Consider the following 23,338-nt stretch of genomic DNA (forward strand, 5'->3'; position numbering starts at 1 on the left):
TCCGATCCCCTTCAGATGCGCCGCGTAGCCCATCGCCCCTGTCGAAAGAGCACCAGGCTGATGAGCACAATGACGGATTGCGCCACGACCACGGAGACGAAGACCCCATTGACGTGCATCCGAGTATGCATCGCCAGCCACCACGCCAGAGGAATCTCGACGATCCAGAAGCCGAAGAGATTGACGTAGGTAGGTGTGACCGTGTCCCCAGCTCCGTTGAATGCCTGCAGAAGCACCATGCCATAGGCATAGGCGATGTTCCCGCAACTGAAGATGCGCAAACTATTAACGGCTACGGCCGCTACCGCTGGGTCGCTCGTGAACAGGCCAATGATAAAGGGAGCAAAGACGATAAAGACGATGCCCACGGAACCGAGAAAGACCATGTTCCACAGGCCCGTTCTCCATACGGCGTTGCGGGCGCGGTCAGGATGTCCTGCACCAAGGTTCTGTCCCACGAGGGTAGCGGCAGCATTGCTCAATCCCCAGGAGGGCAGAATCGCGAAGATGACGATGCGAATGCCGATGGTGTATCCGGCCAGAGCGGGAGCGCCGAAGATACTCACAATGCGAACGAGGCCGATCCAACTGGCCTGGCTGATAAGAAATTGAAGAATGCCGGATAGCGAGACACGCACCAGACGCCAGAGAACGGTGCCCTGTAATCTCATGTGGCGCGAGAGGATCTGCAACCGTTCCGTTCCCTTGCCAAGCCGGTAGAACTGGTAAAGAACGCCGATACTCCGTCCGGTAAAGGTCGCGAGAGCGGCACCAGTAACTCCCATTCGGGGAACGGGCCCAAGGCCAAAGATAAGGCAGGGATCGAGGATCAGGTTGAGAATGTTCGAGACCCAAAGCAGACGCATGGCAATGGCGGCATCGCCCGCGCCACGGAAGATAGCGTTGTTCAGGAACAACATCAGCACGACGCCGGAGCCACCCAGCACGATCCGCGTGTAGTTCACTCCACTGGCGATAATGGCAGGCGACGCTCCCATCAGCCCAAGCAGATGGGGCGCGAAGAAGAAAAGCGGAACGCCAAGCACCAGGGAGGCAATGAACCCCAGGATCATCGCCTGAACCGCAGAGATGGCTGCACCGTCCGCATCCTTCTCACCGATGCGACGCGCGACCATGGCTGTGGTCGACATGCCAAGGCCCATCCCTACAGCAAAGACCAAGGTGAGAACCGACTCCGTCAAACCCACCGTGGCCGTGGCATCCGCACCCAGCCGGCTGACCCAGAAGACATCCACCACGGCAAAAAGCGATTCGAGCACCATCTCCAGCACCATGGGAATGGCGAGCAGAAGAATCGACCGGTTCAGGCTGCCCGTTGTGTAGTCCTGATGGCTGCCGCGTAGAGATTCTTTGACAGATTGCCAGAGGCTCGGAGAGATCTCCGGTTTGCTCGTTGTCTGCAATTGCATGCTGGTTATGATACTGCGGGGCCATGACATCCAATTCGCGGTCGCAGCGAATAGTCAACCTCATTCTGGCCCATAGATCTCGATAAGCCTCCATTCAACATGCCGATCTACTATTCTCATTTCGCATACGCCTCATACAAAGTATTCAGCACCCTCAATATGCAGAAGTTCATCTTAATGATCGCAACAACAATCTGCGACACAGGGAGCAGTTCTCAATGTCAATTCTCGGATTTACTAGCCGTTCCGCTGGCTTTCTTTTAGGAGTAGTCCTGATAGCGCAATCCCACCTTTGCGAAGCGAAGACGATTGCAGAGGGCCTCGTCATTGTGCCCGAGAACAAGTTGCCGCAACAGGCACAGCAACAGGGCCTGGCGATGGACCTTCACCTCGTGAATCCGGCCACGCTCTATCTGTACATCGAGCAAGACAACGGACGGCAGATTGCCATCTTCGATGTTTCAGACCCCGGAAGAATCAAGTTCAAAAAGCTGTCGGAAATTAATGCGCCTGCGGCCTTCGATTTCGTGCAGCCTGCCGGTCAATCGCTGGAGATGATTCGCTATCGCGATGGACGCGGAACGGCAATCATCGATCTGACCAAACCGAAAGAGCCTGTCCTCAAAGCCGTTGGAGCGGCGACAAACTCCTACTACATCGTCCCAGTAGAGGAGAACAAAGCCAACACCCAAAGTCCCTCTGTCCCTCAGGACTATGAAGTGATTGAGCCTTTAGCCTCGCATGCCATCGCGATCGTAAAAGGCGTCGTACAACAGCAGACGGACGAAGGCAACGGCACGACCTACCTGCTCGGAACACAGGGACTAACCGTCATACGAAATATCAGTGCTGAACGGAAGCTGGCAGCTACGGCTCCCCACTGGACAAACACCATCGATGATAAGTAGTGGAGATAGGTTGGGAGATTGAATCAATCTCACAAGATTACAAATCTGATTTTCTGAGCAGATAGATATCCATGATCCAACCGTTACGCTTTCTGGCTTCGGCGCGCGTTGCTTCGATCGTCTCGGCAAGCTCACCAAGCTTCCCGGAGAGCAGGATCTCGTTCTCGGTTCCGAGATAAGCTCCCCAATAAATATGGAGGTCGGGGTCCGTCAGGCTCTTGTAGGAGTTATTACCGTCCAGCATAACGACTACATTTTCAGTATTGTCTGGCAGACCAGTAGCCGCTAACTGACGGCCAGTTGTAACACACACCGATTCTCCAATACCGTTCAAGACGATCTTGTGGCGCGCGGCCAAAGCCTGGACGCTGGTAATTCCCGGGATCACCTCATAGTCAAATTGAACGTTGCCCCGCTTGAGGACTTGATCGATAACCCGCAGCGTACTGTCGTAGAGAGAAGGATCTCCCCATACCAGAATGCCGCCGCAGTCTTCCTCTCCCAGCTCTCGTTCGATCAGCCCTTCATAAATAAGAGCCCTCTCCAGGTGCCACGCCTCAACACGTGCAGAGTAGGGTGTTATCGATGAGTCACGCTCCGGATCTGTAACTTCAATCGCCCTGTACATTCCCTGTTCGATATAGCGATCGCAGATCTCTTTTCTTATACGCAGGAGATCGTCTTTGGCATCTCCTTTATTCAGGAAGAAAAACACGTCGACCAGATTCATCGTTCGGATCGCCTGCATGGTGACCTGTTCCGGATCACCCGCACCAACGCCAATGATGTAAAGCTTTCTCATCCTCAGCACTCCTCCGAATAGTTAGAAGCACCCGAAGCAGCAGGCATAAGACATTCCAGCCTTTCGATAGCCTCTTCGACTGTCCCGACGCACGGAACAGCGGGCTTGAGAGGCCGATTGATCATCACCACCGGAATCTTAAGGGAACGAGCGGCTTCAATCTTGGTGTAAGTTGCCGACCCGCCACTATTTTTCGAAACCAGATAATCGATGGAATACTTGCGCAGCAGATGCAGTTCATCCTCAAGCTCAAAGGGACCACGTTGCAGGATCACTTCGTGATAAGGCGGCAGACCTTCGCCAGGCATCTCAATGGCGCGGATCAGAAACCATGCGTCGCTGCACTCTGAGAACGCACCGACTTCCTGGCGTCCAATCGAAAGAAATACGCGAGCTTTCTTAGCCTCTACAAAGCTGGCCGCACTCTGAAAGTCGTCAACCTCATGCCATAGGTCTCCGTCGATCTTTCCCCAGGGTGGACGACGCAGAGCGATCAACGGTAATCCCGTGCGACTGCACGCGATTGCGGCGTTGTGGCTGATCTTCGCGGCAAAGGGGTGGGTCGCGTCGATCACCGCTTTAATCTCTTCCTTCACGAGATAAGAGGCGAGCGCATCAAGACCGCCGAAACCGCCGACCCTGACGAGACCTTGCGGAAGTTTAGGCTCGCCGACTCGACCGGCAAGCGACGAGATCACAGTGAAGTCTGTTCTCTCTGCAAGTCTGGCAGCAAGCTGCGCACCCTCTCCGGTTCCACCGAGGATCAATACGCGTGGCGGAGCGTCCTTCGACGTAATGTCGTGCAGCGTCTGCATTTCCTTCTCTCTTGAATCCCTACGCTTTTGCTTCCGGTTCCCTGTCTCTGGATGCGGAGTAAAGATAGCTTTCACCGAAGACAGATGGGCCGAGAGACTTGCCGACTAAGATCAGGGCATTCTTGTTGATCCCTGAGGCAGTAACGATCTCTTGAATCGTAGACAACGTCCCTCGCAGAATAGCCTGGTCCGGCCAACTGGCTCGATGCACCACCACGACGGGACAGTCCGCCCCATACAGTGGCAATAACTGCGAGGTCACCATCTCGAGATTCATGATCGAGAGATGGATGGCCATCGTTGCCCCGGTCTTGCCCAGCGTCGTGAGGTCTTCCCCAAGAGGCATGGGAGTAGATCGAGTCGAAGTCCGTGTCAGGATCAGGGTCTGTGCGATCTCGGGTAGTGTCAGTTCCTGACTCAGGGCAGCGGCAGCAGCGGCAAAGGAAGGAACGCCGGGAGTCACATCGTAGGGGATGCCGAGCTGAGTAAGGCGGCGGGTCTGCTCCGCCATCGTGCTCCAGATAGAAAGGTCACCCGAATGAATGCGCGCGACATCAAGACCTTCCTCATGCGCCGCAGCGATTACGGCAATAATCTCGTCAAGGTTCATCTCAGCAGAGTCGATGATGCGCGCGCCTTGCGGTGCATGAGCAAGCACTTCCTTCGGCACCAGAGAACCAGCATAGAGACACACCTGGGACTTCTGAATTAAGTCACGGCCTCGAAGGGTTAGTAGATCCGCCGCTCCTGGGCCAGCACCAATGAAATGCACGCTCATGCGATCACCGCCACGGCGCAGGTGCAGAAGCGTCCTGTCTGACGCGTTACAGTGAGCCGCGCTCTCGGGCCCAGCGCGGCTAAGGCTGCGGCCTCCGCAACACTGGAGGTGCCAACCGTTGCAGAGGCCAGAGAAGAAGGATTCGTGACGCCGGGAACCTGGGCGAGTCTATCTGCGGGAAATAACATAAGTCGTAATCCTAAGTTTGCTGCTACAGCTTCTCCGATCGTTGAACGGCGATCGAGCGTCGCGACAATCGAGTCAGGTGCGATCTCGACCGCACAACTCTTTACGAGTTGGAGAACATCCTCGACAGTCGCGCGAGAGGAGCAGCCAATCCCTATCGAAACATGCTGGCTCATGGTTTCACAACCGCCCACTGCGTAATAGGCATCAGGTGTCGCCAAACAAGAGTGCCACCGATTGGTTCAGCACGCGCGACAAGAATTCGTATCAATTCACCGCCGTGCGTCTTATGCAGGGCTGCAAGGCGCGCTTCACTTTCGATGGTTACGGCATTCGCAACCAATCGTCCACCGGAGACGAGTCTCTCCCAGCACTCTTCAAACAGGCGCTCTGCGGTGAGGCCGCCTCCGATAAAGATGGCATCCGGAGCAGCCAGGCCTTCGAAGCTGTCAGGCGCTGTCCCCATAACAACCTTCAAAGCTGGCACACCCAGACGCTGGACATTTGTCTGGATATTGCGCACTCGATCCTGTCGCGCTTCAAAGGCGATGCACGAGCAGGAAGGATGCGCCCGCATCCATTCAATGCCGATCGTCCCTGAACCTGCGCCAACGTCCCATAGCCGCTGTCCCGGCAAAGGAGCGAGCCGGGCGAGCGTAGCGGCACGAACCTCACGCTTCGTCAGTTGGCCATCGGTTGCGAAGGCCTCTTCGGGCAGGCCAGAGACTGGTGAGAAAGATGTAACTCCGGCATCGGCAACGCAAATAAATGCGATCAGATTTAGATCGTCACACCGCTCTGTCGACCATTCCTTTGCCAACGACTCACGATGATTCTCTGCAGCACCACCCAGGCTCTCAAAGACATTTAAGAAACTCGAACCATAGCCCTCACTCGTAAGCCACTGAGCAACTCTCTTTGGAGTAGCGCCGTCTTCGGAGTAAACCACGAGCCTCTGTCCAGGAGAAAGATGCCTATGAAGCTGCTCCATCGGGCGGCTTACCAGGGAGACAAGGGTCGTCTCCGCAGCCGGCCAACCCATTCGCGCGCAAGCCAGCGAGAACGCAGAGACTTGAGGAATCACGCGAAACTCTGACGGAGACAAGTCACGAGTCAGCGTCACACCAACCCCATAGAGCATCGGATCGCCGCTCGCGAGAACGACAACACTTCCCTGTCCACGATGCGTCGTAAGGATCTCCTGCACCGCAGAGGCCATAGGGGACGGCCATGCAACTCTCGCCGCAGCCCCCTCAGGCACATGCGCCAGATGACGAGCTCCGCCGAAGAGAATATCGGCAGACGCAATGGCCTGCTTCGCCTCTGCGTTAAGACCGTCCCAGCCATCCTCTCCGATGCCAACGATCGTCAGCCAGGGCTGTTTGTCCTCCGTCATCGCAACTCCATCTGCATAGGATTAAACCCCATAGCTCCGCGGAGTGTAGATCAGTTGCCTGCCGTTCGAGAGGGTGAACTGGCGAGTGGTCGACGAGCCAACCAGAACCAGCGTTTGCATATCAACCAATGAGGGATCGAGCCTTCCGAGATCGGTGAAAACAATCTTCTCGTCAGATCTGCCAACGCTGCGGGCAAGCACAACGGGCGTTTCGGGTGCTCTGTATTGTGCGAGGATCGTCTGCGCCTCCGCCAACTGCCATGTGCGCTCGGACGAAATAGGGTTGTAGAGAGCCAGCGCAAAGTCAGCGGAAGCAGCGGCGTGCAGTCGTTTCACAATCACCTCCCAAGGTTTCAGGCGATCGGAGAGCGAAAGCACGCAGAAGTCATGCCCTAAAGGAGCCCCTACCCTCGAAGCCGCGGCCTGCATCGCCGACAGGCCGGGAACAACATGGATATCGAGCGAGCGCCATGCCTCTGGCCCCTGCTCCACGGATTCCAACACAGCCGAAGCCATCGCAAAGATGCCGGGATCACCGGACGAAACCACACACACCCGGCGTCCTGACTCCGCCATCGACAGCGCGTGACGCGCCCGTTCTGCCTCGACCTTATTGTCCGAGCCATAGCGGCGCTGACCAGGCTTTACGGGAACGCGATCGAGATAGGTCTTATAGCCAACAACATCCGTCGCATCGTCCAGTGCCTGCTGAGCCTCCGGAGTGATCCAGCTGGCCGCACCGGGCCCAAGTCCTACTACCGTGATCCGGCCCAGATCATTCGCAGCGATATCCTTCACGCACCCACTTAAATCCGGAATTAAAATCAGCGAGAAGTAAGCAACATTCAACGGATCAACATCGCTCAACTTCAGGATGCGTTCATTGGGCATCGTTGCGCGCTCGATAAAGAGAGCCTTATCGGCAAGCCCTGCCCGGACAAGCGCTCGCTCTACCTTTGCGAAGTTGCGACCTAGTTTAATAATGGCAAAAGAACTAGAGGGATTCAGCCGCGATGCCAACTCATCCTCAGAGAGGGTCGCCGGAAGCACAACCAGCTCGGAGTCTCTCCTCACCAGAGGCGTTCCAAATCTCGCAGCCGCGGCCATGATGGAGGGAACGCCCGGAATGACCTCCGTCACAAAGCGGTGTGCCAGCCTGTCGTGAAGGTACATGTACGACCCATAAAAGAACGGGTCTCCCTCGCAGAGAATCGCCACATCCCGGCCCTGTTCGAGATGGATAGCAATCTCCTTCGCCATCGCGTCGTAAAAGTCAGAGATCGCGCCTTCATAGCCGCCGGGATGATCGGTCAGCTCCGTAGTGATCGGATACAGCATCGGCAGCTCAATCTGCCCGTGTACCAGCTCGTGGCTAACGATGGAGCGAGCATTGCTCTGGCCGTGCTTCGCACTGGGATAGGCAATCACCTGCGCCTGTCTCACAAGCCGCAGAGCCTTGAGCGTTACCAGCTCAGGATCGCCCGGCCCCAGTCCCACACCGAATAATCGTCCTGCTTTCTGCGTCTCGATCATTCGGCCTCACTTGCAAGTGCGTTGACAGCAGCAGCCGCGATGGCGCTGCCACCACGACGTCCCTGAATGGTGATGTAAGGAAGATTCAACGGGCTGGTCATAAGAGCCGCCTTCGACTCCGCCGCGCCGACAAATCCTACCGGAACTCCAATAATCAGCGCCGGGCGGGGTGCGTTCTCCTCCAGCATCTCCAGCAGACGGAACAACGCCGTTGGGGCATTCCCGATCACTACAACCGAACCCTCCAGCTTGTCGCGCCATAGCTCCAGTGCAGCGGCACTGCGCGTGGTCTCAAGCTTCTTCGCCAGCTCCACCGTCTGAGGATCGCCCAACGTACAAAGCACCTCATTGTCCTTTGGCAATCTCGACCGGGTTACGCCATTGGCCACCATGTTCGCGTCGCAGAGGATCGTCGCTCCGGCGCGCAGGGCCTCCATGCCGGCCTCTGTAGCGTCAGGGGAGGCCGCGACATATTGCGGAAGGTCCGTCATGCCGCAGGCGTGGATCATCCGCACCACAACACGAGCAAGGTCTTTCGGAAAGGCAGACAGGTCTGCCTCAGCCCGAATAATGGCGAAAGACTCCCGATAGATTGCACCGGCGTCTTTCGTATAAGTCATCTTCATGAATCAACCTCAGCAGCAAAATCTTTATCTTTGTGGCAGGCAACGATCGCTTCCATCGCAGCAGCAGGAGAAGAGTGCGAAGCAACAGCGACTCCGTGAAGTTTCAGGCTGTAGCCCGACTCGTTGGCTTCCATCTCCGCCGTCGCGCCGTTGCGCATCGCACAACGCTTCTCGCATCCGGAGATGTTCACGGTCCATCCCGGCTTGATCTCGCGGCCCGCGAGTTGACGCGCCAGCGACGCCGCCACAGCTCGCACATCGCCTAAGGAAGCGTCGCAGCCATGAATTCCAGCGCAGGCAGAGAGGCCCCGGTACCCATCTTTTCCATCAAGCGATAGCCCCGCCTCAGCAAGCTGCGCGCTCACCTCACGTACAGCCTGTTCCGGTATCGCACCCAGGACGATGCCGCGCCAGGGGGCAAGTCTCAGACTGCTCTCATAGTCCTTTGAGATCGCGGAGATCAGCCGTGCCTGCCCTGCCTGTAACCGGCCCAGAGGAACCGACGGGATGACGCTGGCCAGCCCGGCATGCCTCGTTTGGCTGATACCAACCGGCGTCTCGACCTCAACTGCAAAATCATGCGGCAGGGTGCAGGGAGTTAAAAATTCAGAAAGACCTTCCATCATGGTTGCAGTAGCACCGGGTACAGCGATGATTCTTCTCCCTCGAACAGGTATCTCGAACTGCCTGGCAATCCGCAGTGAGATTCGTGCAGCCTCAAGCATACAGTCAACCGCCCGGGCAGATGTCACACTCATGTCTGAGGGTTCACCGCCAACCGAAAGCTGAAAAAAGACCTCATCCCCGGCCCTTACTGCACGCAGGGCAAGATCGTCCGTCTCGCGGCTGAACCATCTGCCACCTCCGTCAAAGGCCATGCTGAACTTGGGATGCAATTCCGCAAACGCCGAATCCGCCGTGAGGCGATCATCCAGCTCACGCACCAGCGGCACAGTATCCAGCAACTCCTGGCTGTCCAAACCGGCAAAAGGGCTCGCAATGATATTGCGAACGCGATCATGTTCGCGCGAAGGAAGGAGGTCAACCGCGATGAGGCCCTCTACTACTTTGGCGAGATCCTGGGGTTGAATCGCGCGAAGCTGCAGGTTGGCGCGCGAAGTGATCTCTATTTGGCCGTCCCCCAACGTCGCAGAGAGCTCCGCGATAGCGCCCAGCTGGCCTGGCTGAATCAGCCCACCAGGGACTCGGATGCGCAGGAGCAAACCGTCTTTCGCAGGAACGGCGTGAAGAATTCCCGGGCAAAATTTGTCGCCAACTCGCATCTGCTCTGTCCCTGACCGAAGAGACGCTGAGGGCCGATACAACAGCCACCTCTTCCGCGTCTGATATAGATTGTCTCAGTACGGACCTTGCTCTTCAAAACACCGTATCCATCCATGCCAGCACACAGCCGCATACACATAGGGGAAAACCAGGTGTCGCACTCCACAGAACCGAACCGGCGAGAGTTCCTTCAAGGCTCTCTGGCGCTTGCAGGAACCCTCCTTACTTCTTCCCGGCAAGGCGAAGCGGAGACACCCTCAAAGCCCGCAAAGCAGCCAAACCTCATCTTTTTCTTCGGCGAAGGCCAGCGAGCCGATGCCCTTTCGTTAGCCGGAAACCCGATCCTCAAGACACCCCACCATGACCGCCTTGGACGGGAGGGTATGCGTTTTACCAATGCCTTCTGCACCAATGCCCTCTGCGCTCCCGCACGCGCCGTGGCGATGACCGGCATGTACAGCAAGTCGACAGGAGCCTATGCCAACGAGGATGCGGGAACGCCTCTGCCGGAAGACATCCCCCTGTTTACCGACATCCTGCGCGCCGCCGGATACGAGGTCGGCATCGTCGGCAAAACGCACCTCCGCAATGGCGCGGAAGACCGTTATTGGGACTACTACTTCGGCCACAATGCGCCCTCGAACAACTACTACAACCCCACCTACAAGGAAGGCCGCAAGGGAAAGATAGGCCCGGAGAAGCGATACAAGAATGTCTGGGCTGACGACCTCGCCGTCCAGCGTGGGCTGAAGTGGCTGGACGAGGACCGCGGCGACAAGCCATTCTGCCTGCTGGTCTGGTTCATGGCCCCGCATGCGCCGTTCTATCGACCCAGGCGGTATCTCGATCTATACCGCGATACCGTCATCCCTAAACCTGCAACCTTCGACGATGACCTGAAGGATTATCCCGGCAAGGCCCGTTGCTTTGCAGCCGCGGAAAACAAGATCGGGACCACGGTCATGGTCGATACTCCAAGGTCCCTCGAGGAGATTACCAAGGATTACTATGCGGCTCTTGTGGGCGTGGACGATCTGATCGGTGAAGTCCTCGCCTATCTTGAGCGCCGCAAACTGCTCGACGATACGGCCATCCTGCATGGTTCCGACCATGGCTACTTTCTCGGGGAGTGGCGGCTCTTCGACAAGCGCCTGATGCACGAACCTTCCATCCGCGTGCCCCTGATGATTCGCTACCCCAGGCGCATCAAGGCAGGCACCGTTCGAGATGAGATGGTGCTGGACACCGACCTCGCTCCGACGCTACTCGATCTGGCAGGGATCGAAAAGCCAGCAAACATGCAGGGAAAGAGTGTACTGCCCCTGGCTGAAAAGGCGGACCCAGCCTTCCGCACAGAGTGGTATTACGAATACTTCGAGTGGCCGAACCCCGAAGTCACGCCTCCCTGCCGCGGCGTGCGGACGGAGCGCTACAAGCTCATCCACTACACCAGGGACCCGCAGGAATACGAGATGTACGACCTGCAGAACGACCCGAACGAAGTAAACAACCTCTACGGTCAACCTCAATACCAGGATCTGCAAAAGGAGCTCTGGGAGAGACTCGAACGCCTGAGCGCAGCCGTGCCTGCGAGACGGAAGCACTGATATCCATAACTGGGTTCAACGATTCCGCACAGGTTGCAGCCACGATTCCGGGCATTATCCTACCGGCGCAGGACATGCCTTCGAAGATTCTGAATTGGCCGCTCCATGCCATAGAGGCTTAGGGTGCAAACAAGCAGCGTAGCGACAACGACAAAAGAGGATCTGCAAAAAAACTGTAACCAGTTATAAGAAGGAGGACCCATATAGCGATCGAAAAGATACAGAAAGAAGCCGTGATACATATACAGGCTATAGCTGATAGACCCAAGAAACAGAAGCGGAGCCGAGCGCAACCATCGAAACAACCGTGTCCCAGGGTGATAAAGAATATAGCGAATCACACGGTAAACAAGATAGTTTGTTGTTAGAAGAATGAATGCAGTCTTCTTCCCTCCGCCATCGCCTGCAAGAATGTAGATTTCGTAGATCAGCGCAAGCGCTAAGCACGATCTGGAATGAAATACCTTCAAAAAACGACATACAAAGGGAGTAAGGCCTTCCCCCTCTGTCATCCACTCGCACGCGAGTAAGGCCCCCATCGCCAGGCCGTCAAATCTGTACCAGGTAACCCTGAGCATGGCATGGCCGGCAATGAACAGCATGTATGTTCTCAGACCTGCCGAAAGCACCATGAGAGCGATACAGCTTCGGTAGATATTGGGGATGGCGAATCGGCGAATGACCTGTGGCCAAAGAAGATAGAATTGCTCCTCAATCGATAAGGTCCAGGCGGGGCCGGTATTGGCAACATGAAACTTTTCATCGAAGTTCACAATGAACGCAAGAGCAAGAATGACATAGCCGTGGCTGCCTGGAATCAACAACCACATCACGAGCAGGTGAACGAGATACACCGGCTGAATTCTAAGCACACGTTTCCAGTAGAAATTCCAGAAGAAGGCAGGCTCTTCTTTATCTTTGAGCAATAACGAGGTAATAAGAAAGCCCGAGAGAACGAAAAAGATATCGACGCCAAAGGTTCCGAGGGATGAAAAGCGCATGGCAATTCTCCACGAAAGAGTCTGCGTTACCGATGCCGCATTCTCCCTTGCCGTGTTAAAGAGATGAAATATAAGGACAATGCTTGCCGCTATGCCGCGCAACCCATCCAGCTCATTGACATGCCCCAGGCTCTTCTTCATCTACACTCCAACACGAGTCGTGCCCCCCAAGCGATATAGCTGTTCCAACTAACATCAACGCACCCGTAGCACGCCTTATTCGCTTGAGCACAAAGAGTGAATACAGGCCTCGATGAGGCCCACGATATGCCCTGCGGTTACGAGAGAGTCACCGGTAATAGTCGGAGAATACAGGAACAGACGCGATCCCGCGTATCGCTGTATCGTGGTCGGGCTGCCCGCTAGTCTAATTTTCGGTGGGCATCTCCACATGATCCACGACGAGAACTTCCACCGGCCCTTTACGCGGCTCCAGCTTTAGCCCGAGTTGCTCCTGAATCGCCGTAAAAATCGACGGTGGAGGATCGGCAATCGGTGCTCCGTTCAACCTGGCGGGCCCTTGGTCCGGGGTCCACTGTAACGTCACATCGAACCGCCCAGGGACACCTGTTTTATCTTCAACGGGCCTCCCTAAAACTTTCGCCAACTCTCGTGCCAGGCCGTCCGTAGTCAGTCCCTGGGCCGTGAATCTGCCATACGAACCGTTGATCAGCAGTCCATTCGACTGCGTTGCCACCAGCTTTACACCGCTCTTCGTCACCACCAGGGCATAGATCGGCAGTTCTCTGGTCTCCTTGTGGCACTTCAGATGGAATCGATCTGCCAGCAAGGCTTGAAGCAACAGCCTCTTTTGCGTCCTTCGCCCCTCTTCATCCAGCAGGTTCAACTGCGTATCGAAAGTGCTATCCACCTTTGCCTCAATGTCGAACATCGCCGAATTGACCGGCTCAGACACGCCGAAGATCTGACTCTCCGGCAAACCATAAGCCTGCTGAAGTAGCGCTTTCATGGGGACATTGGCCGTTCGAAAGTTTCCGCTGGTGGAAGAACTATAAATATGCGACCTGCCGTCGACAGACGCCTTGTTCAGCTTCACCGAGGCCACATCGAAGGTTGGCCCGGTACTGTTTTGGGCTCTCGCAACCGATGCAAGCACCCCGATGGCTATCCCTAGCGCAACGCGGAATAGCAGCCTTCGCCACAACTTTCGCTCCATCTGCATGGGAGTATCTCTCCTGCGACTTCTTACTCTGTGACCTTTGCGTTGTAGGACGCTTGCAGAAGCAGATCAGAAGCAGCAAATCTTTCCAAATCGCCAACCGGAGATCGCTCTTGAACCGGACCTAAGTTCCTCTACTTGAAGGCTTTCCCCAACTTCGGAACTCCTTCATTCCATTACGCAAAATGGTACCCCATTCTCCTCTCCACGCTGCCTGCCCATAGCAAACTGGTAAACTAAAGATCGATTATGCCCGCTATTCACCGTAGAAAAACCGTCACCGTCAATGTAGGCGGCATCCGTGTCGGCTCCGAAGCTCCCGTTGTTGTCCAGTCGATGACCAACACCGACACCGCCGACATCGAGAGCACCGTCCAGCAGGTCGCTGCCCTGGCCCGTGCCGGCTCCGAACTCGTCCGCATCACGGTCAACAACGATGAAGCGGCAAAGGCCGTTCCCTACATCGTCGAAGGCATTCAGAAAAAAGGCTGGAACACGCCCATCGTCGGCGACTTCCACTACAACGGCCACCTGCTGCTGCGGAAGTATCCCGACTGCGCCAAGGCGCTCTCCAAGTACAGAATCAACCCCGGCAACGTCTCCATCGGCCGCAAGGACGACGACAACTTCCGCACCATGGTGGAAGCCGCCGTCGAGTACCAGAAGCCCGTGCGCATCGGCGTCAACTGGGGCTCGCTCGACCAGGCGCTGCTCACCCGCATGATGGACGACAACTCGAAGTCCGTCGAGCCCAGGGACGCACGCGACGTGATGATGGAGGCGATGGTCGTCTCCGCGCTCGACAACGCCGCCGCCGCCGAACGCTACGGCTTGCGTCGCGATCAGATCATCCTTTCAGCCAAGGTCTCCGGCGTGCGCGACCTCGTCGACGTCTACACTGAGCTGGCCTCGCGCTGCGACTACACGCTGCACCTCGGCCTGACCGAAGCGGGCATGGGCATGAAGGGCGTTGTCGCCAGCACCGCCGGCCTCGCTCCCCTGCTGCTTGCAGGCATCGGCGATACCATTCGCGTCTCCCTGACGCCTACACCCGGCGGCGACCGCTCGGAAGAGGTTCGCTGCGCCCAGCAGATCCTGCAGTCGCTTTCGATCCGCAGCTTCATGCCGCAGGTCACCAGCTGCCCCGGCTGCGGCCGCACCACGAGCACCTACTTCCAGGAGCTCGCCGAGCGCATCCAGAACTATCTTGTCGAATCCATGCCCGAGTGGAAGAAGCAGTACCCCGGCGTCGAGGAGCTGAAGCTCGCCGTCATGGGCTGTATCGTCAACGGCCCCGGCGAGTCCAAACACGCGAACATCGGCATCTCACTGCCTGGCACGTTTGAGGAGCCCAAGGCCCCGGTCTACGTCGATGGCAAGCTCTTCACCACGCTCAAGGGCGACCGCATCGTGGAAGAGTTCCAGGTCATCCTCGACGAGTACGTCCAGAAGCGCTACGGACATCAGCTCGTCGAAGTCTAAAGCGAGAAACGAAAGGGGGGACGGCCTAGGCCTTCCCCCCTTTTTATTTGCGGAGAAGTAGTTGCCGCAGCGCGAAGCGCCAACCGTGATGCTTTAGCATCGCGGGACGGAGGGAGCCGTAGCCTTCAGGCTACGGAATCAAAGGCAGGCAAGAATCGGGCTTTAGCCCCGGGCCTTTTGTTCGCAGCCGAAAGAAGGCCCGGGCCTAAAGGCCACATCATTCCTAAGCCTCTATTTCCGTAGCCTAAAGGCTACGGCTCCCTCCGTCGCCCTGATGCTGAAGCATCAGGGAACGCGCTTCGCGCTGTCATAAATAGCCCACAATTTTTCAACGAACAAAAGCTCTCCAACTAGCTCTTACTCCGCCACTGAAATGGGCTATTAAAACGGCGCAGTTCACGCAACGGATAGAGCGTCCCCCTCCAGATAATGCCTCGATTCACCCACGTCAGTACCATCGAGCGCAGCATACCGTACATAAAGATGAGCGCGCCCAACGGATACAGCCACCCATAGCGCGCATCGACATCACTGATCGTGCTCAACTCGCGATACGTCACCGCAACGCAGCCAAGCACCAACAGTGCAGGCAGCAGCGTCACCCACCAGACCAGCCCGGCAATCGGCACCAGGCAGAAGAGAACAATCCACAAGCAGGCAGCCAGCAGCAGAAACGGCCGGAAGTTAAAGGCGGAGAAGAGATTCTTCGTCATGGCGCGCACAATCCCGCCCATGCCCTTCGCCCAGTGCACCAGCACCATTCCCGGAGCGAAGGCGACGCGCTGTGGCAATCCTGCAGCCTTGATACGCCTCCCCAGAATGACATCTTCCAGCACCGTCAACCGCTGAGGCTCCAGCCCGCCAATCGACTCTAAGGCATCACGCCGCACAAGATTGAACGATCCTACCCCGATGATGTCCTTCTGCGCTTTGGGATCGGCAATGCGCCACGGACGCGAGGCCCAGAGGCCGAGCATCTGGATGAACCCTAGCACGATTCCCTCTCCGCGCGAACGCACCTGAGCTGTGGGCATCACCACCAGATGTGCGGCCTGCGACCGCTCGGCATAGGCCAGGGCCCGGCGCAGGATCGATGGCGAAAACAGCACATCTGCATCCGTAAACAGCAGGTACTCGGAGTCGCTGCTCTGCGTCGCCACCTGCATGGCAAAAGTCTTGCCCAACCAGCCCTCCTTCAACGCAGTAATGTGAAGGGCCGTCAACCGGTCCGGGCGCCGAGCGGCATACTCATCCATAATCGTGCCCGTCGCGTCGACCGACCGGTCGTCAACGGCCATAATCCGCAGGTACGGATAGTCCTGTGCCAGCAGCGTATCGAGCGTTGCAGCGATATTGTCTGCCTCGTCGCGCGCCGTAACGACGACAATCAGGCCGGGTGTGCCAGCAGGCGAAACATTCCAGTCGAGCCAGCTCAGGTCCGGCACCAGAGAAAGATTCTGGATTAATGCGGTCGTTCTGATACACCAGGGGAGGGCAATACCCCAGGCGGAAAGTGCGATCACATCCCGCCAGATTCTATCGATCATGCGGCTGCAGGAGCCTCGAGGGTGTGTTTCAATCGCGGCGCAAACTGCGCTCCGATAAAGAAGATAATCGCCGCCAGCACAAAGGTGATCAACGTGACTCCAAGCCCCAGACGCAGGTTCGAGTGGTCGCTGACGATACCGATGATCTTTGGCGAAAACGCATCCCCAAAGACATGGATCGCGAACAATTGCCCCGCCATAGCGGAGGCCCTCAGATTCGCAGGCACGGCATTCAACGTTGCGGCATTGACAGGTCCCGTGCCCAGGAAGACGAGAAAGACAGCCACACCCAGCGCGGGCAGGGTCATGCTCTTCGGCCCGAAGAAGCATAGCACCGCAGGCGGCACCGCGAGCAGCGCACTCAGCGCCGGAACCAGGTACAAGGCCTTATCGCTCTTCTTCGACCACCACTGCGCGAGCACGCCGCCGCAAACCGTACCGCCCAATCCGCAGACCACCGTGATGCCGCCCATGACGGTTCCGGCACGATCCTGCGAGAAGCCGTTGATGCGTTGCAGAAACGACACCATCCACCACGAGATGCCACCCAGCGAGAACGTCACAGCCGCGTACCCCAGGATCGAGCAGAGATACGCCTTGTTCGTCAGCAGCGACAGCACCGAAGCCTTATCCGCAACGGCCTTATCCTGCCCGCTGCCGGTACGCTGGGGCTCTTTCATAAAGAACAGGATCAACAGCGCGATCAGCGCTCCCGGCACGGCAGAGGCGATAAACGCCATACGCCATCCGTGGCTGTGCCCGATCATGCCGCCCGTCAGGAACCCCAACGCCGCTCCCACAGGGATCGCAACGTTGAAGATCGTCAGCACCGTATTTCGTCTGTCTTCGGCATAGAAGTCTGCCAGCAGCGCCGGAGCAAAGATTCCGAAGCTCGCCTCAACGACACCCAGCGCCGCGTGTCGGATATTCAGCGACAGATACCCGTGCACGCTTGCCGTGAAAAAATTCATCGCGCTGATTCCCAGCGCTGCAATCACGATCATCGGCTTGCGCGGAAACCTGTCGCCCAGCCATCCCGTAATCGGCGACGACAGCACATAGGCTACAAAGAACCACAGCGTCAGAGAGCCGATCTGGTCATCGGAGAGACGAAACTCTCCCTTTACCTGCTCCTGCACCGCCGGCAAAATGTAGCGGTCAAGATAGTTGACGAAGTTCATCCCCGTCAGCAGAACAAGCGCTACAGTTGCCCCCGCGATGGCGCTGCGGTTGGACTTCATTCCTGGGGTCGGAGCTGTGGTCATGATGAGGCGAGGATACTACGATCTCTCTTCCGTACGCGGATAGCGTGCCGTCACCACGGTAGAAATCCCGCCACGTGGCCGGAAATCACCCTTGATCTCGCACCATACCGGATCGGTCGCCTTCACTACGTCATCCAGCACCTGGTTGGCGATGTTCTCCTGAAAGATCCCCAGGTTGCGATACGTAAACAGATACTCCTTCAGGCTCTTCAGCTCGAGGCACTTCTCGCGCGGCATGTAGCGGATGGTCAGCACGCCGAAGTCAGGCAGGCCGGTCTTCGGGCAGACCGAGGTGAACTCTGGGTCGTCGATCAGGATCTCGTACGCGCGGAACTGATTGCGCCAGGTTTCGATCTCTGGAAACTTCGTGTCGAGACCCGCCTTGGCGTGGTCGTCGGTGTAGCCGGTAGTGTAGGTCTTCTCGTCCATCTCTCTATTTTCTCCCAAACTTGCCTCTCGCCGCTCGGATCTCATACCTGGACGCAACAAATCCGCGCAACAAACTACGCCACGCCGCCTGCTGTTCCCTGTCTACTGCCCCTAGTTTTTTCGTCCCAGCGTCGGGCGGTCGTCGGTGGAGCTCGTCCCCGTCGGCGTTGCATTGGGGTCGTTGTTGGTCGAGCCGGTGCGACGCAGCGTAGGCTTGTTGCCGCCCTTCTTGTCGTTGATGCCGCGCTTGTTCTGGATGCGCGCCAGCCGCGCCTTCACCTGGTCGAACTCCGAGGTCGTCACAAGATAATCGGGACGTGCAGGCAGGATCGTCGCAATCTCGTTTTCGACGGCGGCTATACGATCCGGCGTCGCAGGATGGTCGCTGAAAGCCTTCGAGAGCGCACCGGGCTTGTGCTTTTCCAACGCATCCAGCTTCTCGAAGATCGACACCATGCCCTGGGGGTCATATCCGGCCTTGTACATGTACTGGATGCCGAGAAAATCGGCCTCCCCCTCAAACTGCCGAGAAAACTGCAGAAAGGTCAGCGGAACGGCAAGTTGCGCAGCCTCGTAGATCCCGTAACCGGTCCAGGTTCCCTGCGTGAAGATCATCAGCGGCACAGAACCTATCTGCATGTAGTTCATCCGGGTCATCTCCCGGGCAGCGTGGTGCGCGGCTACGTGCGAGATCTCATGAGCCATCACCCCGGCAAGCTCATCTTCTGAGTCGCACGCCAGAATCAGCCCCGAGTTCACATAGAAGAAGCCGCCCGGCAGCGCCATCGCATTGATCTCATCGGTATCCAGAACCTTGATCGTGAACGGGACCTTGGAGTCGGAGTTCTTCACCAGGTTCTGCCCTACACGGTTCACATACTCCACCACGACGGGGTCCGTCACCAGGTGCGATGCCTTCTCGATCTCCATCGAAAACTGCTTGCCGTTCGAGATCTCCCAATTCGTCGAGTACCAGTTCCCCATGCCTCGGCCACCGATGTTCCGCGTTCCCACCGCGCTTACGTCCTCTTCAGTTCCCTTGTGGATGTTGGGATCGAGCTGCTCTCCCGGCGAAGGAATGGGATCGGCTTTCTTCGCTGTAGTATCGGCAGGTTTCGCCGCTGTCCCCTTTTCGCCGGACTTGTCCGTAGACTGCGCGGGGGCAGACTGCGTAGATGCAGGAGGATCAGCCTTGGCATCGGCCGGTTTATCGGGCGACTGCGCCGCAGGAGTCTGGCTGGCTGGAGCTGGGGTCTGGCTCTGGGCTGGAGGCGCAGTTGGGGTCGCAGGTGCTGGAGCAGCAGGCTGTTGCGCCAGAACGATTGCCGGTAACACTGCAAGAAGAGCGGCGAAAGTAAGGTTACGCATGAGGAGCTCCAGCGAGCGCCGGTCCTTGCCGTTCAGGCACGGCTCCGCTTTCCCATTAAACGCCGAAAAATGAAGTTATGTACAGACGGGGAGAACTTATCACCAGGTGTTGTAGCTTGTTCCATCGCTGGCCAGCGACTGAGCCCCTGAGTGCACATCGTCCAATCCACCCTGGGTCTCGTTGATATCCGTCAAGGTGTCAGACTGGCCTGTGATCCACGTATCGTTGCGGCCGGTAATAGGGTCGACCGGAACGGATTTCAGGTAACCCGCCTGCACCAGGTCGTCGAGCGCCTGTGGCGCCTTCTCTTTATCGACGGTATAGCTGTCGATTGCCGTCCGCATGGTGTGCAGGTCCTCTTTCAGGACTGCTTCCTTTGCCTTGGTAATCGACTTGAGATAGCTCGGGATCGCGATGGCGGCCAGCAAGCCAATGATCGTCATGACGATCATCAACTCGATGAGCGTAAAGCCTCTCTCGCGGGTAGTCTTACGTGCACGAATTGGGCTGAGCTCTACCATGTGTTGTACTTGGTCCCATCCAGCGCGGTGTCCGTGCTCTTGCTGTGAACATCGAAGACATTCTGTCCGCCGAAACTGTCGGAATCGGCATCGTCCTGGTTCGACCGCATCCCCCAGTCCGCATTCTTTGTCATGGGGTCAATCGGAATCGCCCGCAGGAAGCGCATCTTCTTCGTCTGTACCTCGACCCCATCCACCAGGGTCTGAAGATCGGGGGGATAGTTGATCGAGTCGGCCTTGGTCTGAATCAGGCCTTTATCCGCCACGTCCTTATAACGGTCGATCGCGTCGCGCATCGCCCAGAGATCGCGTCGCAGTTCACGCTCCTTGGCACGCTTGACCTGAAACCTGGCGACAGGAATCGCTGCTGTTGCAAGGATCGCTAACATCGCCACGACGATGATGAGTTCCATCAGCGTCAGCCCGGCTTCACCGGAGCGAAGCGGTTTTCGTCTCAATCCGGTTGCCATCGTTGGACTTCCGAAATCAATTCGAGCCATATTCTTCGCTCCTTTCCTGCTTAACCGCTATTCTCGTCTTACTTCACATGCACGACAGATTGAGAGCCTATCGTCGGAATGGTGTTCTGCTTGCTATCCTTCGCGCCGGTTCTCACCAGGGCCAGCGTCGCATCGCCCGGCGCCAGAGCCTTGAAGGTCAGCGTGCAGAGAGTACCCTGCCCATTGACACCCGTAGCGTTCGGAGGACGTGAAGCCGAAATCGTCACCGCGCCATTGCCCTCATCGCGATGCACCAGGGCAACCGCCTGATGATCGCGGCTCAACAGGTCTCCTGCGTCCACGTCCACCAGGGAGAGCAGATGCGGATCGAACTGCATCTGCAGAGGAACACTGAACAGGTCATGCGCATTGGCAGCCGTCACGCTCACCGTGAAGGTTGATCCCACAGCCTGATTTCCAGCCGGAGAGACGACAGAGAGATTGATCGGGGTCGCCGACGTACTCGCAGCCGCGCCAGCGGCGGTACTCTGATTGATGGTCGGCGGCAAAGGTTTGTTTGCCTGCTCCCTCAGCTGCGCAACCATTGCCTGGGCAGCCTGCGCCGCCGAAGTCGACTGGCCTGAAGCTGTTCCGGCACCGTTCTGAACCGCGGACTGGGCAGCCAACGCTGCTTCAACCTTCGCCGGATCGCGGCGAATCAGATCGATCGACTGCCCTGAACCGGTATAGATCGCACGCGTATTCTCGTCGGTCAGAATGGACTCACGGACGATATGAGGAATGATCAGGAAGACGATCTCATCCGACTGCTGAACCTTGTCCTGGCTGCTGAAAAAATACTTGAAAAACGGGAGCTCTCCCAGCCCGGGAGTTCCATTGATCGTCTTCGTATCTTCCTGCTGCAACAGACCTGCCAGGATCGAAGGTTCGCCGTCCTTCAGCTGAATCACCTGTTCCGCGACGCGCTGGGTAATGATCGGCTCCGTGACACCCGAGATCGTCACATTACCATTCGACGCTGAGATTTCGACCTTCATCTTCAGCGAAACCTCGTGGTCATAATGCACGGTAGGCGTAATGTCGATGTTCACACCGACGTCCAGGTATGTGAACTGCGTCTGCACACCGATATTGGCAAGGCCTGTCGAAACGCCCGAGTTGTACGAACCCGTGGCGACCGGGATCTTTTCACCGATCTTTAGGGTCGAGTGCTGGCCGTCGGTTGCACGGATGCGCGGATTTTGCAGGATTCGAGTATCCAAATCCGATAGCAACGCATTTACCGTTCCGCCGGAGAGCGAAACAGCAAAGTTCGTAGCATTCAAATTGCCCAGGGAATTCAGAGTGAGGCTAGAAGCGGTAGTTGTAGTCGCCGCTCCCGATCCATTCGTCGAGGCAGTGCCGGTGGAACTGGAGTTGTTTGTGATGTTCTGATTAGTAAACTGCGGCGTCAGGCCGAAGCTGGTGGGCAGTGTGATGCCCAGATCGCGTTCCTTCTGCCGGCTCACTTCGAGCACGGCCACGTCGACCACGACCTCCGCACGCGTGCGATCAAGATCGTTAATCAGCTTCTCCGCCAGAATGAGTTCGGAAGGGGTCGCGCGCAGGATCAAGGCGTTCTGGCTGGCGACCAGGTAGATCTTCAGGGCCGGGTCGAGCAGGTTACGCAACGCAACCAGGATTTCGTTGGCATCGTTCTGCTGGGAGACATTGGTCAGATAAAAGGTCTGGACGGCAAGATCATCCAGGTCGGTACGCTTGGTGCGATTGTTCTGCGCAACAAAGATCGTATTGGAGGTGACCGGCTTCCAGAAGGTCCCCGAAAGTGTCCCAACGATACGAAGCGCGTCGTAGAGCGACACGCTGGTAAGGTCCACGGGAATGCTCTTGGAGACGTAGTCAGGGTCGAAGATTACATTCAAGCCGGCAGCCTTGCCGATGGCCTGGTAGATCGCCTTCGTATCCTGCACCATGTGCAAAGTAACGGGGTCATCCGATACAGGCTGCAGGGTTACCGGCTCCCCCAGCGAGGCGATGTCGCGCATCGTCTGTTTCTGGCGCGGAGTCTGCTCCATTCCTACCGGAGGGATCACCTGCCCCTGCGGACCGGTCTTCGGAGCCTCTCCCTTGGATGATTTTTCGGTAAAGTCCAGCTCCTGCGATGCCGCCTGATTGCCTGGGTCGATCTGCAGGGCCCGCGCAAACTCATTGATGGCCCCGCCGAAATCGCCGGACTGACGCAGCACACGGCCACGGTCGACGTGTTCATTCGCCGCCTGGAACCGCAACCGCTCGTAGTGCGTCTTGTAGCGCAGGTCCTGGGGCTTCTTCAGATGCGCCTGCCGGTAGGCTTCGAACGCCGCGTCGTAGTCCTCGCGCGCCTCGGCATTCGCGCCGCGCTTATCCCACGAGCTTGCTGACTGGGCATGTGCCGATGCGGAGAAAACTCCCGCAAAACCACAGACGAGCAACAGCGCAAAGCTGCCGCGAACGATGTGTTGACTGTAGTGAGACATGGCGATGCGCCGACCGATCCTGCGTAACTGCATGCGTGGAACCCGCTCCAGGTGGCCTCGGACGCTGGGCTCGAAGACCTGGGGCAGCAACAGCCTTGAAGCATTGAAAACAGGCTTCGCGGCGAGCTTTGGTGCGGTCTCGAGCGGTTGGTCGGGCTGGTTCGATAATACCATTCGTATCACTGGGTTCTCCGCCATAGGG

21 protein-coding genes are annotated in these 23,338 nt (G+C 57.4%); 3 read left to right on the plus strand and 18 right to left on the minus strand.

Features of this window, described 5'->3' with window-relative positions; translation table 11 throughout:
- Positions 1-11: 11 nt before the first annotated feature.
- Positions 12-1,430: an MATE family efflux transporter gene (locus HDF15_RS21955; protein WP_184259509.1), complete on the minus strand. Its 1,419-nt coding sequence runs from the start codon at positions 1,428-1,430 to the stop codon at positions 12-14.
- Between the two features lie 218 nt (positions 1,431-1,648).
- Between HDF15_RS21955 and HDF15_RS21960 the strand changes: the two genes are divergently transcribed.
- Positions 1,649-2,338, plus strand: coding sequence for a hypothetical protein (locus HDF15_RS21960; RefSeq protein WP_184259511.1), 690 nt, complete (start codon positions 1,649-1,651; stop codon positions 2,336-2,338).
- A 37-nt stretch (positions 2,339-2,375) separates the two neighbouring features.
- Here the strand turns inward: HDF15_RS21960 and cobF are convergent, their stop codons facing one another.
- From cobF to cobG, 8 genes are read right to left on the minus strand one after another with little or no spacing between them, the layout of a single operon-like run.
- Complete coding sequence (gene cobF / locus HDF15_RS21965; RefSeq protein WP_184259513.1) at positions 2,376-3,140, minus strand: precorrin-6A synthase (deacetylating); 765 nt, start codon at positions 3,138-3,140, stop codon at positions 2,376-2,378.
- A 2-nt stretch (positions 3,141-3,142) separates the two neighbouring features.
- Entirely contained in the window at positions 3,143-3,955 is an 813-nt protein-coding gene (locus HDF15_RS21970) for a cobalt-precorrin-6A reductase (protein WP_184259515.1), read from the minus strand.
- 19 nt (positions 3,956-3,974) lie between these two features.
- Positions 3,975-4,733, minus strand: coding sequence for a precorrin-4 C(11)-methyltransferase (gene cobM / locus HDF15_RS21975; protein WP_184259517.1), 759 nt, complete (start codon positions 4,731-4,733; stop codon positions 3,975-3,977).
- Complete coding sequence (locus HDF15_RS21980) at positions 4,730-5,095, minus strand: cobalamin biosynthesis protein (protein ID WP_044176425.1); 366 nt, start codon at positions 5,093-5,095, stop codon at positions 4,730-4,732. The genes cobM and HDF15_RS21980 overlap by 4 nt, the downstream gene beginning before the upstream one ends.
- Positions 5,092-6,315, minus strand: coding sequence for a precorrin-6y C5,15-methyltransferase (decarboxylating) subunit CbiE (cbiE, locus tag HDF15_RS21985; RefSeq protein WP_184259519.1), 1,224 nt, complete (start codon positions 6,313-6,315; stop codon positions 5,092-5,094). The genes HDF15_RS21980 and cbiE overlap by 4 nt, the downstream gene beginning before the upstream one ends.
- A gap of 21 nt (positions 6,316-6,336) precedes the next feature.
- The gene (locus HDF15_RS21990) at positions 6,337-7,848 is read right to left on the minus strand and encodes a precorrin-2 C(20)-methyltransferase (protein WP_184259521.1); all 1,512 of its coding nucleotides are present in this window, start codon (positions 7,846-7,848) and stop codon (positions 6,337-6,339) included.
- The gene (locus tag HDF15_RS21995) at positions 7,845-8,474 is read right to left on the minus strand and encodes a precorrin-8X methylmutase (RefSeq protein WP_221314565.1); all 630 of its coding nucleotides are present in this window, start codon (positions 8,472-8,474) and stop codon (positions 7,845-7,847) included. The genes HDF15_RS21990 and HDF15_RS21995 overlap by 4 nt, the downstream gene beginning before the upstream one ends.
- Positions 8,471-9,757, minus strand: coding sequence for a precorrin-3B synthase (gene cobG, locus HDF15_RS22000; RefSeq protein ID WP_184259523.1), 1,287 nt, complete (start codon positions 9,755-9,757; stop codon positions 8,471-8,473). The genes HDF15_RS21995 and cobG overlap by 4 nt, the downstream gene beginning before the upstream one ends.
- Before the next feature lie 153 nt (positions 9,758-9,910).
- Between cobG and HDF15_RS22005 the strand changes: the two genes are divergently transcribed.
- A complete protein-coding gene (locus HDF15_RS22005; RefSeq protein ID WP_184259525.1) occupies positions 9,911-11,365 on the plus strand; it encodes a sulfatase in 1,455 nt (484 codons plus the stop codon).
- A 59-nt stretch (positions 11,366-11,424) separates the two neighbouring features.
- Here the strand turns inward: HDF15_RS22005 and HDF15_RS22010 are convergent, their stop codons facing one another.
- The gene (locus HDF15_RS22010; RefSeq protein WP_184259527.1) at positions 11,425-12,507 is read right to left on the minus strand and encodes an acyltransferase; all 1,083 of its coding nucleotides are present in this window, start codon (positions 12,505-12,507) and stop codon (positions 11,425-11,427) included.
- A 226-nt stretch (positions 12,508-12,733) separates the two neighbouring features.
- Entirely contained in the window at positions 12,734-13,549 is an 816-nt protein-coding gene (locus HDF15_RS22015; RefSeq protein WP_184259529.1) for a TIGR03435 family protein, read from the minus strand.
- A 246-nt stretch (positions 13,550-13,795) separates the two neighbouring features.
- Here HDF15_RS22015 and ispG point away from each other — a divergent pair, with 246 nt between their 5' ends.
- Positions 13,796-15,028: a flavodoxin-dependent (E)-4-hydroxy-3-methylbut-2-enyl-diphosphate synthase gene (ispG, locus tag HDF15_RS22020; protein ID WP_184259531.1), complete on the plus strand. Its 1,233-nt coding sequence runs from the start codon at positions 13,796-13,798 to the stop codon at positions 15,026-15,028.
- Between the two features lie 350 nt (positions 15,029-15,378).
- Here ispG and HDF15_RS22025 read toward each other — a convergent pair whose 3' ends face one another.
- From HDF15_RS22025 to HDF15_RS22055, 7 genes are all read right to left on the minus strand, one after another.
- Complete coding sequence (locus HDF15_RS22025) at positions 15,379-16,575, minus strand: glycosyltransferase family 2 protein (RefSeq protein WP_184259533.1); 1,197 nt, start codon at positions 16,573-16,575, stop codon at positions 15,379-15,381.
- A complete protein-coding gene (locus HDF15_RS22030; protein ID WP_184259535.1) occupies positions 16,572-17,840 on the minus strand; it encodes an MFS transporter in 1,269 nt (422 codons plus the stop codon). The genes HDF15_RS22025 and HDF15_RS22030 overlap by 4 nt, the downstream gene beginning before the upstream one ends.
- Positions 17,841-17,855: 15 nt before the next feature.
- On the minus strand, positions 17,856-18,269 hold the full coding sequence (queF, locus tag HDF15_RS22035) for a preQ(1) synthase (protein WP_184259537.1): 414 nt from the start codon (positions 18,267-18,269) through the stop codon (positions 17,856-17,858).
- Positions 18,270-18,380: 111 nt separating this feature from the next.
- Positions 18,381-19,637 carry a M48 family metallopeptidase gene (locus HDF15_RS22040; RefSeq protein WP_184259539.1) on the minus strand — a complete coding sequence of 419 codons (1,257 nt, stop codon included), beginning with the start codon at positions 19,635-19,637 and terminating at the stop codon, positions 18,381-18,383.
- 99 nt (positions 19,638-19,736) lie between these two features.
- A complete protein-coding gene (locus tag HDF15_RS22045) occupies positions 19,737-20,159 on the minus strand; it encodes a type II secretion system protein (protein ID WP_184259541.1) in 423 nt (140 codons plus the stop codon).
- On the minus strand, positions 20,153-20,659 hold the full coding sequence (locus tag HDF15_RS22050; protein ID WP_260331258.1) for a type II secretion system protein: 507 nt from the start codon (positions 20,657-20,659) through the stop codon (positions 20,153-20,155). Before HDF15_RS22050 ends, HDF15_RS22045 begins: the two co-directional genes overlap by 7 nt.
- A gap of 38 nt (positions 20,660-20,697) precedes the next feature.
- A complete protein-coding gene (locus HDF15_RS22055) occupies positions 20,698-23,310 on the minus strand; it encodes a cohesin domain-containing protein (RefSeq protein WP_311733177.1) in 2,613 nt (870 codons plus the stop codon).
- Between the last annotated feature and the right edge of the window lie 28 nt (positions 23,311-23,338).

Origin of the sequence: Granulicella mallensis (genome assembly GCF_014203225.1) — a bacterium.
Taxonomy (GTDB): Bacteria; Acidobacteriota; Terriglobia; order Terriglobales; family Acidobacteriaceae; genus Granulicella; species Granulicella mallensis_A.

Bases quoted from the DNA above. Each gene is read 5' to 3' on its own strand.
- cobF (WP_184259513.1), bottom strand. From the start codon at position 3,140: ATGAGAAAGCTTTACATCATTGGCGTTGGTGCGGGTGATCCGGAACAG.
- cbiE (WP_184259519.1), bottom strand. From the start codon at position 6,315: ATGACGGAGGACAAACAGCCCTGGCTGACGATCGTTGGCATCGGAGAG.
- HDF15_RS21955 (WP_184259509.1), bottom strand. From the start codon at position 1,430: ATGCAATTGCAGACAACGAGCAAACCGGAGATCTCTCCGAGCCTCTGG.
- cobM (WP_184259517.1), bottom strand. From the start codon at position 4,733: ATGAGCGTGCATTTCATTGGTGCTGGCCCAGGAGCGGCGGATCTACTA.
- HDF15_RS22030 (WP_184259535.1), bottom strand. From the start codon at position 17,840: ATGACCACAGCTCCGACCCCAGGAATGAAGTCCAACCGCAGCGCCATC.
- HDF15_RS22010 (WP_184259527.1), bottom strand. From the start codon at position 12,507: ATGAAGAAGAGCCTGGGGCATGTCAATGAGCTGGATGGGTTGCGCGGC.
- HDF15_RS22015 (WP_184259529.1), bottom strand. From the start codon at position 13,549: ATGCAGATGGAGCGAAAGTTGTGGCGAAGGCTGCTATTCCGCGTTGCG.
- HDF15_RS21995 (WP_221314565.1), bottom strand. From the start codon at position 8,474: ATGAAGATGACTTATACGAAAGACGCCGGTGCAATCTATCGGGAGTCT.
- ispG (WP_184259531.1), top strand. From the start codon at position 13,796: ATGCCCGCTATTCACCGTAGAAAAACCGTCACCGTCAATGTAGGCGGC.
- HDF15_RS21980 (WP_044176425.1), bottom strand. From the start codon at position 5,095: ATGAGCCAGCATGTTTCGATAGGGATTGGCTGCTCCTCTCGCGCGACT.
- HDF15_RS22055 (WP_311733177.1), bottom strand. From the start codon at position 23,310: ATGGTATTATCGAACCAGCCCGACCAACCGCTCGAGACCGCACCAAAG.
- HDF15_RS22025 (WP_184259533.1), bottom strand. From the start codon at position 16,575: ATGATCGATAGAATCTGGCGGGATGTGATCGCACTTTCCGCCTGGGGT.
- HDF15_RS21970 (WP_184259515.1), bottom strand. From the start codon at position 3,955: ATGCAGACGCTGCACGACATTACGTCGAAGGACGCTCCGCCACGCGTA.
- HDF15_RS21990 (WP_184259521.1), bottom strand. From the start codon at position 7,848: ATGATCGAGACGCAGAAAGCAGGACGATTATTCGGTGTGGGACTGGGG.
- HDF15_RS22050 (WP_260331258.1), bottom strand. From the start codon at position 20,659: ATGGCTCGAATTGATTTCGGAAGTCCAACGATGGCAACCGGATTGAGA.
- HDF15_RS22045 (WP_184259541.1), bottom strand. From the start codon at position 20,159: ATGGTAGAGCTCAGCCCAATTCGTGCACGTAAGACTACCCGCGAGAGA.
- HDF15_RS21960 (WP_184259511.1), top strand. From the start codon at position 1,649: ATGTCAATTCTCGGATTTACTAGCCGTTCCGCTGGCTTTCTTTTAGGA.
- queF (WP_184259537.1), bottom strand. From the start codon at position 18,269: ATGGACGAGAAGACCTACACTACCGGCTACACCGACGACCACGCCAAG.
- cobG (WP_184259523.1), bottom strand. From the start codon at position 9,757: ATGCGAGTTGGCGACAAATTTTGCCCGGGAATTCTTCACGCCGTTCCT.
- HDF15_RS22040 (WP_184259539.1), bottom strand. From the start codon at position 19,637: ATGCGTAACCTTACTTTCGCCGCTCTTCTTGCAGTGTTACCGGCAATC.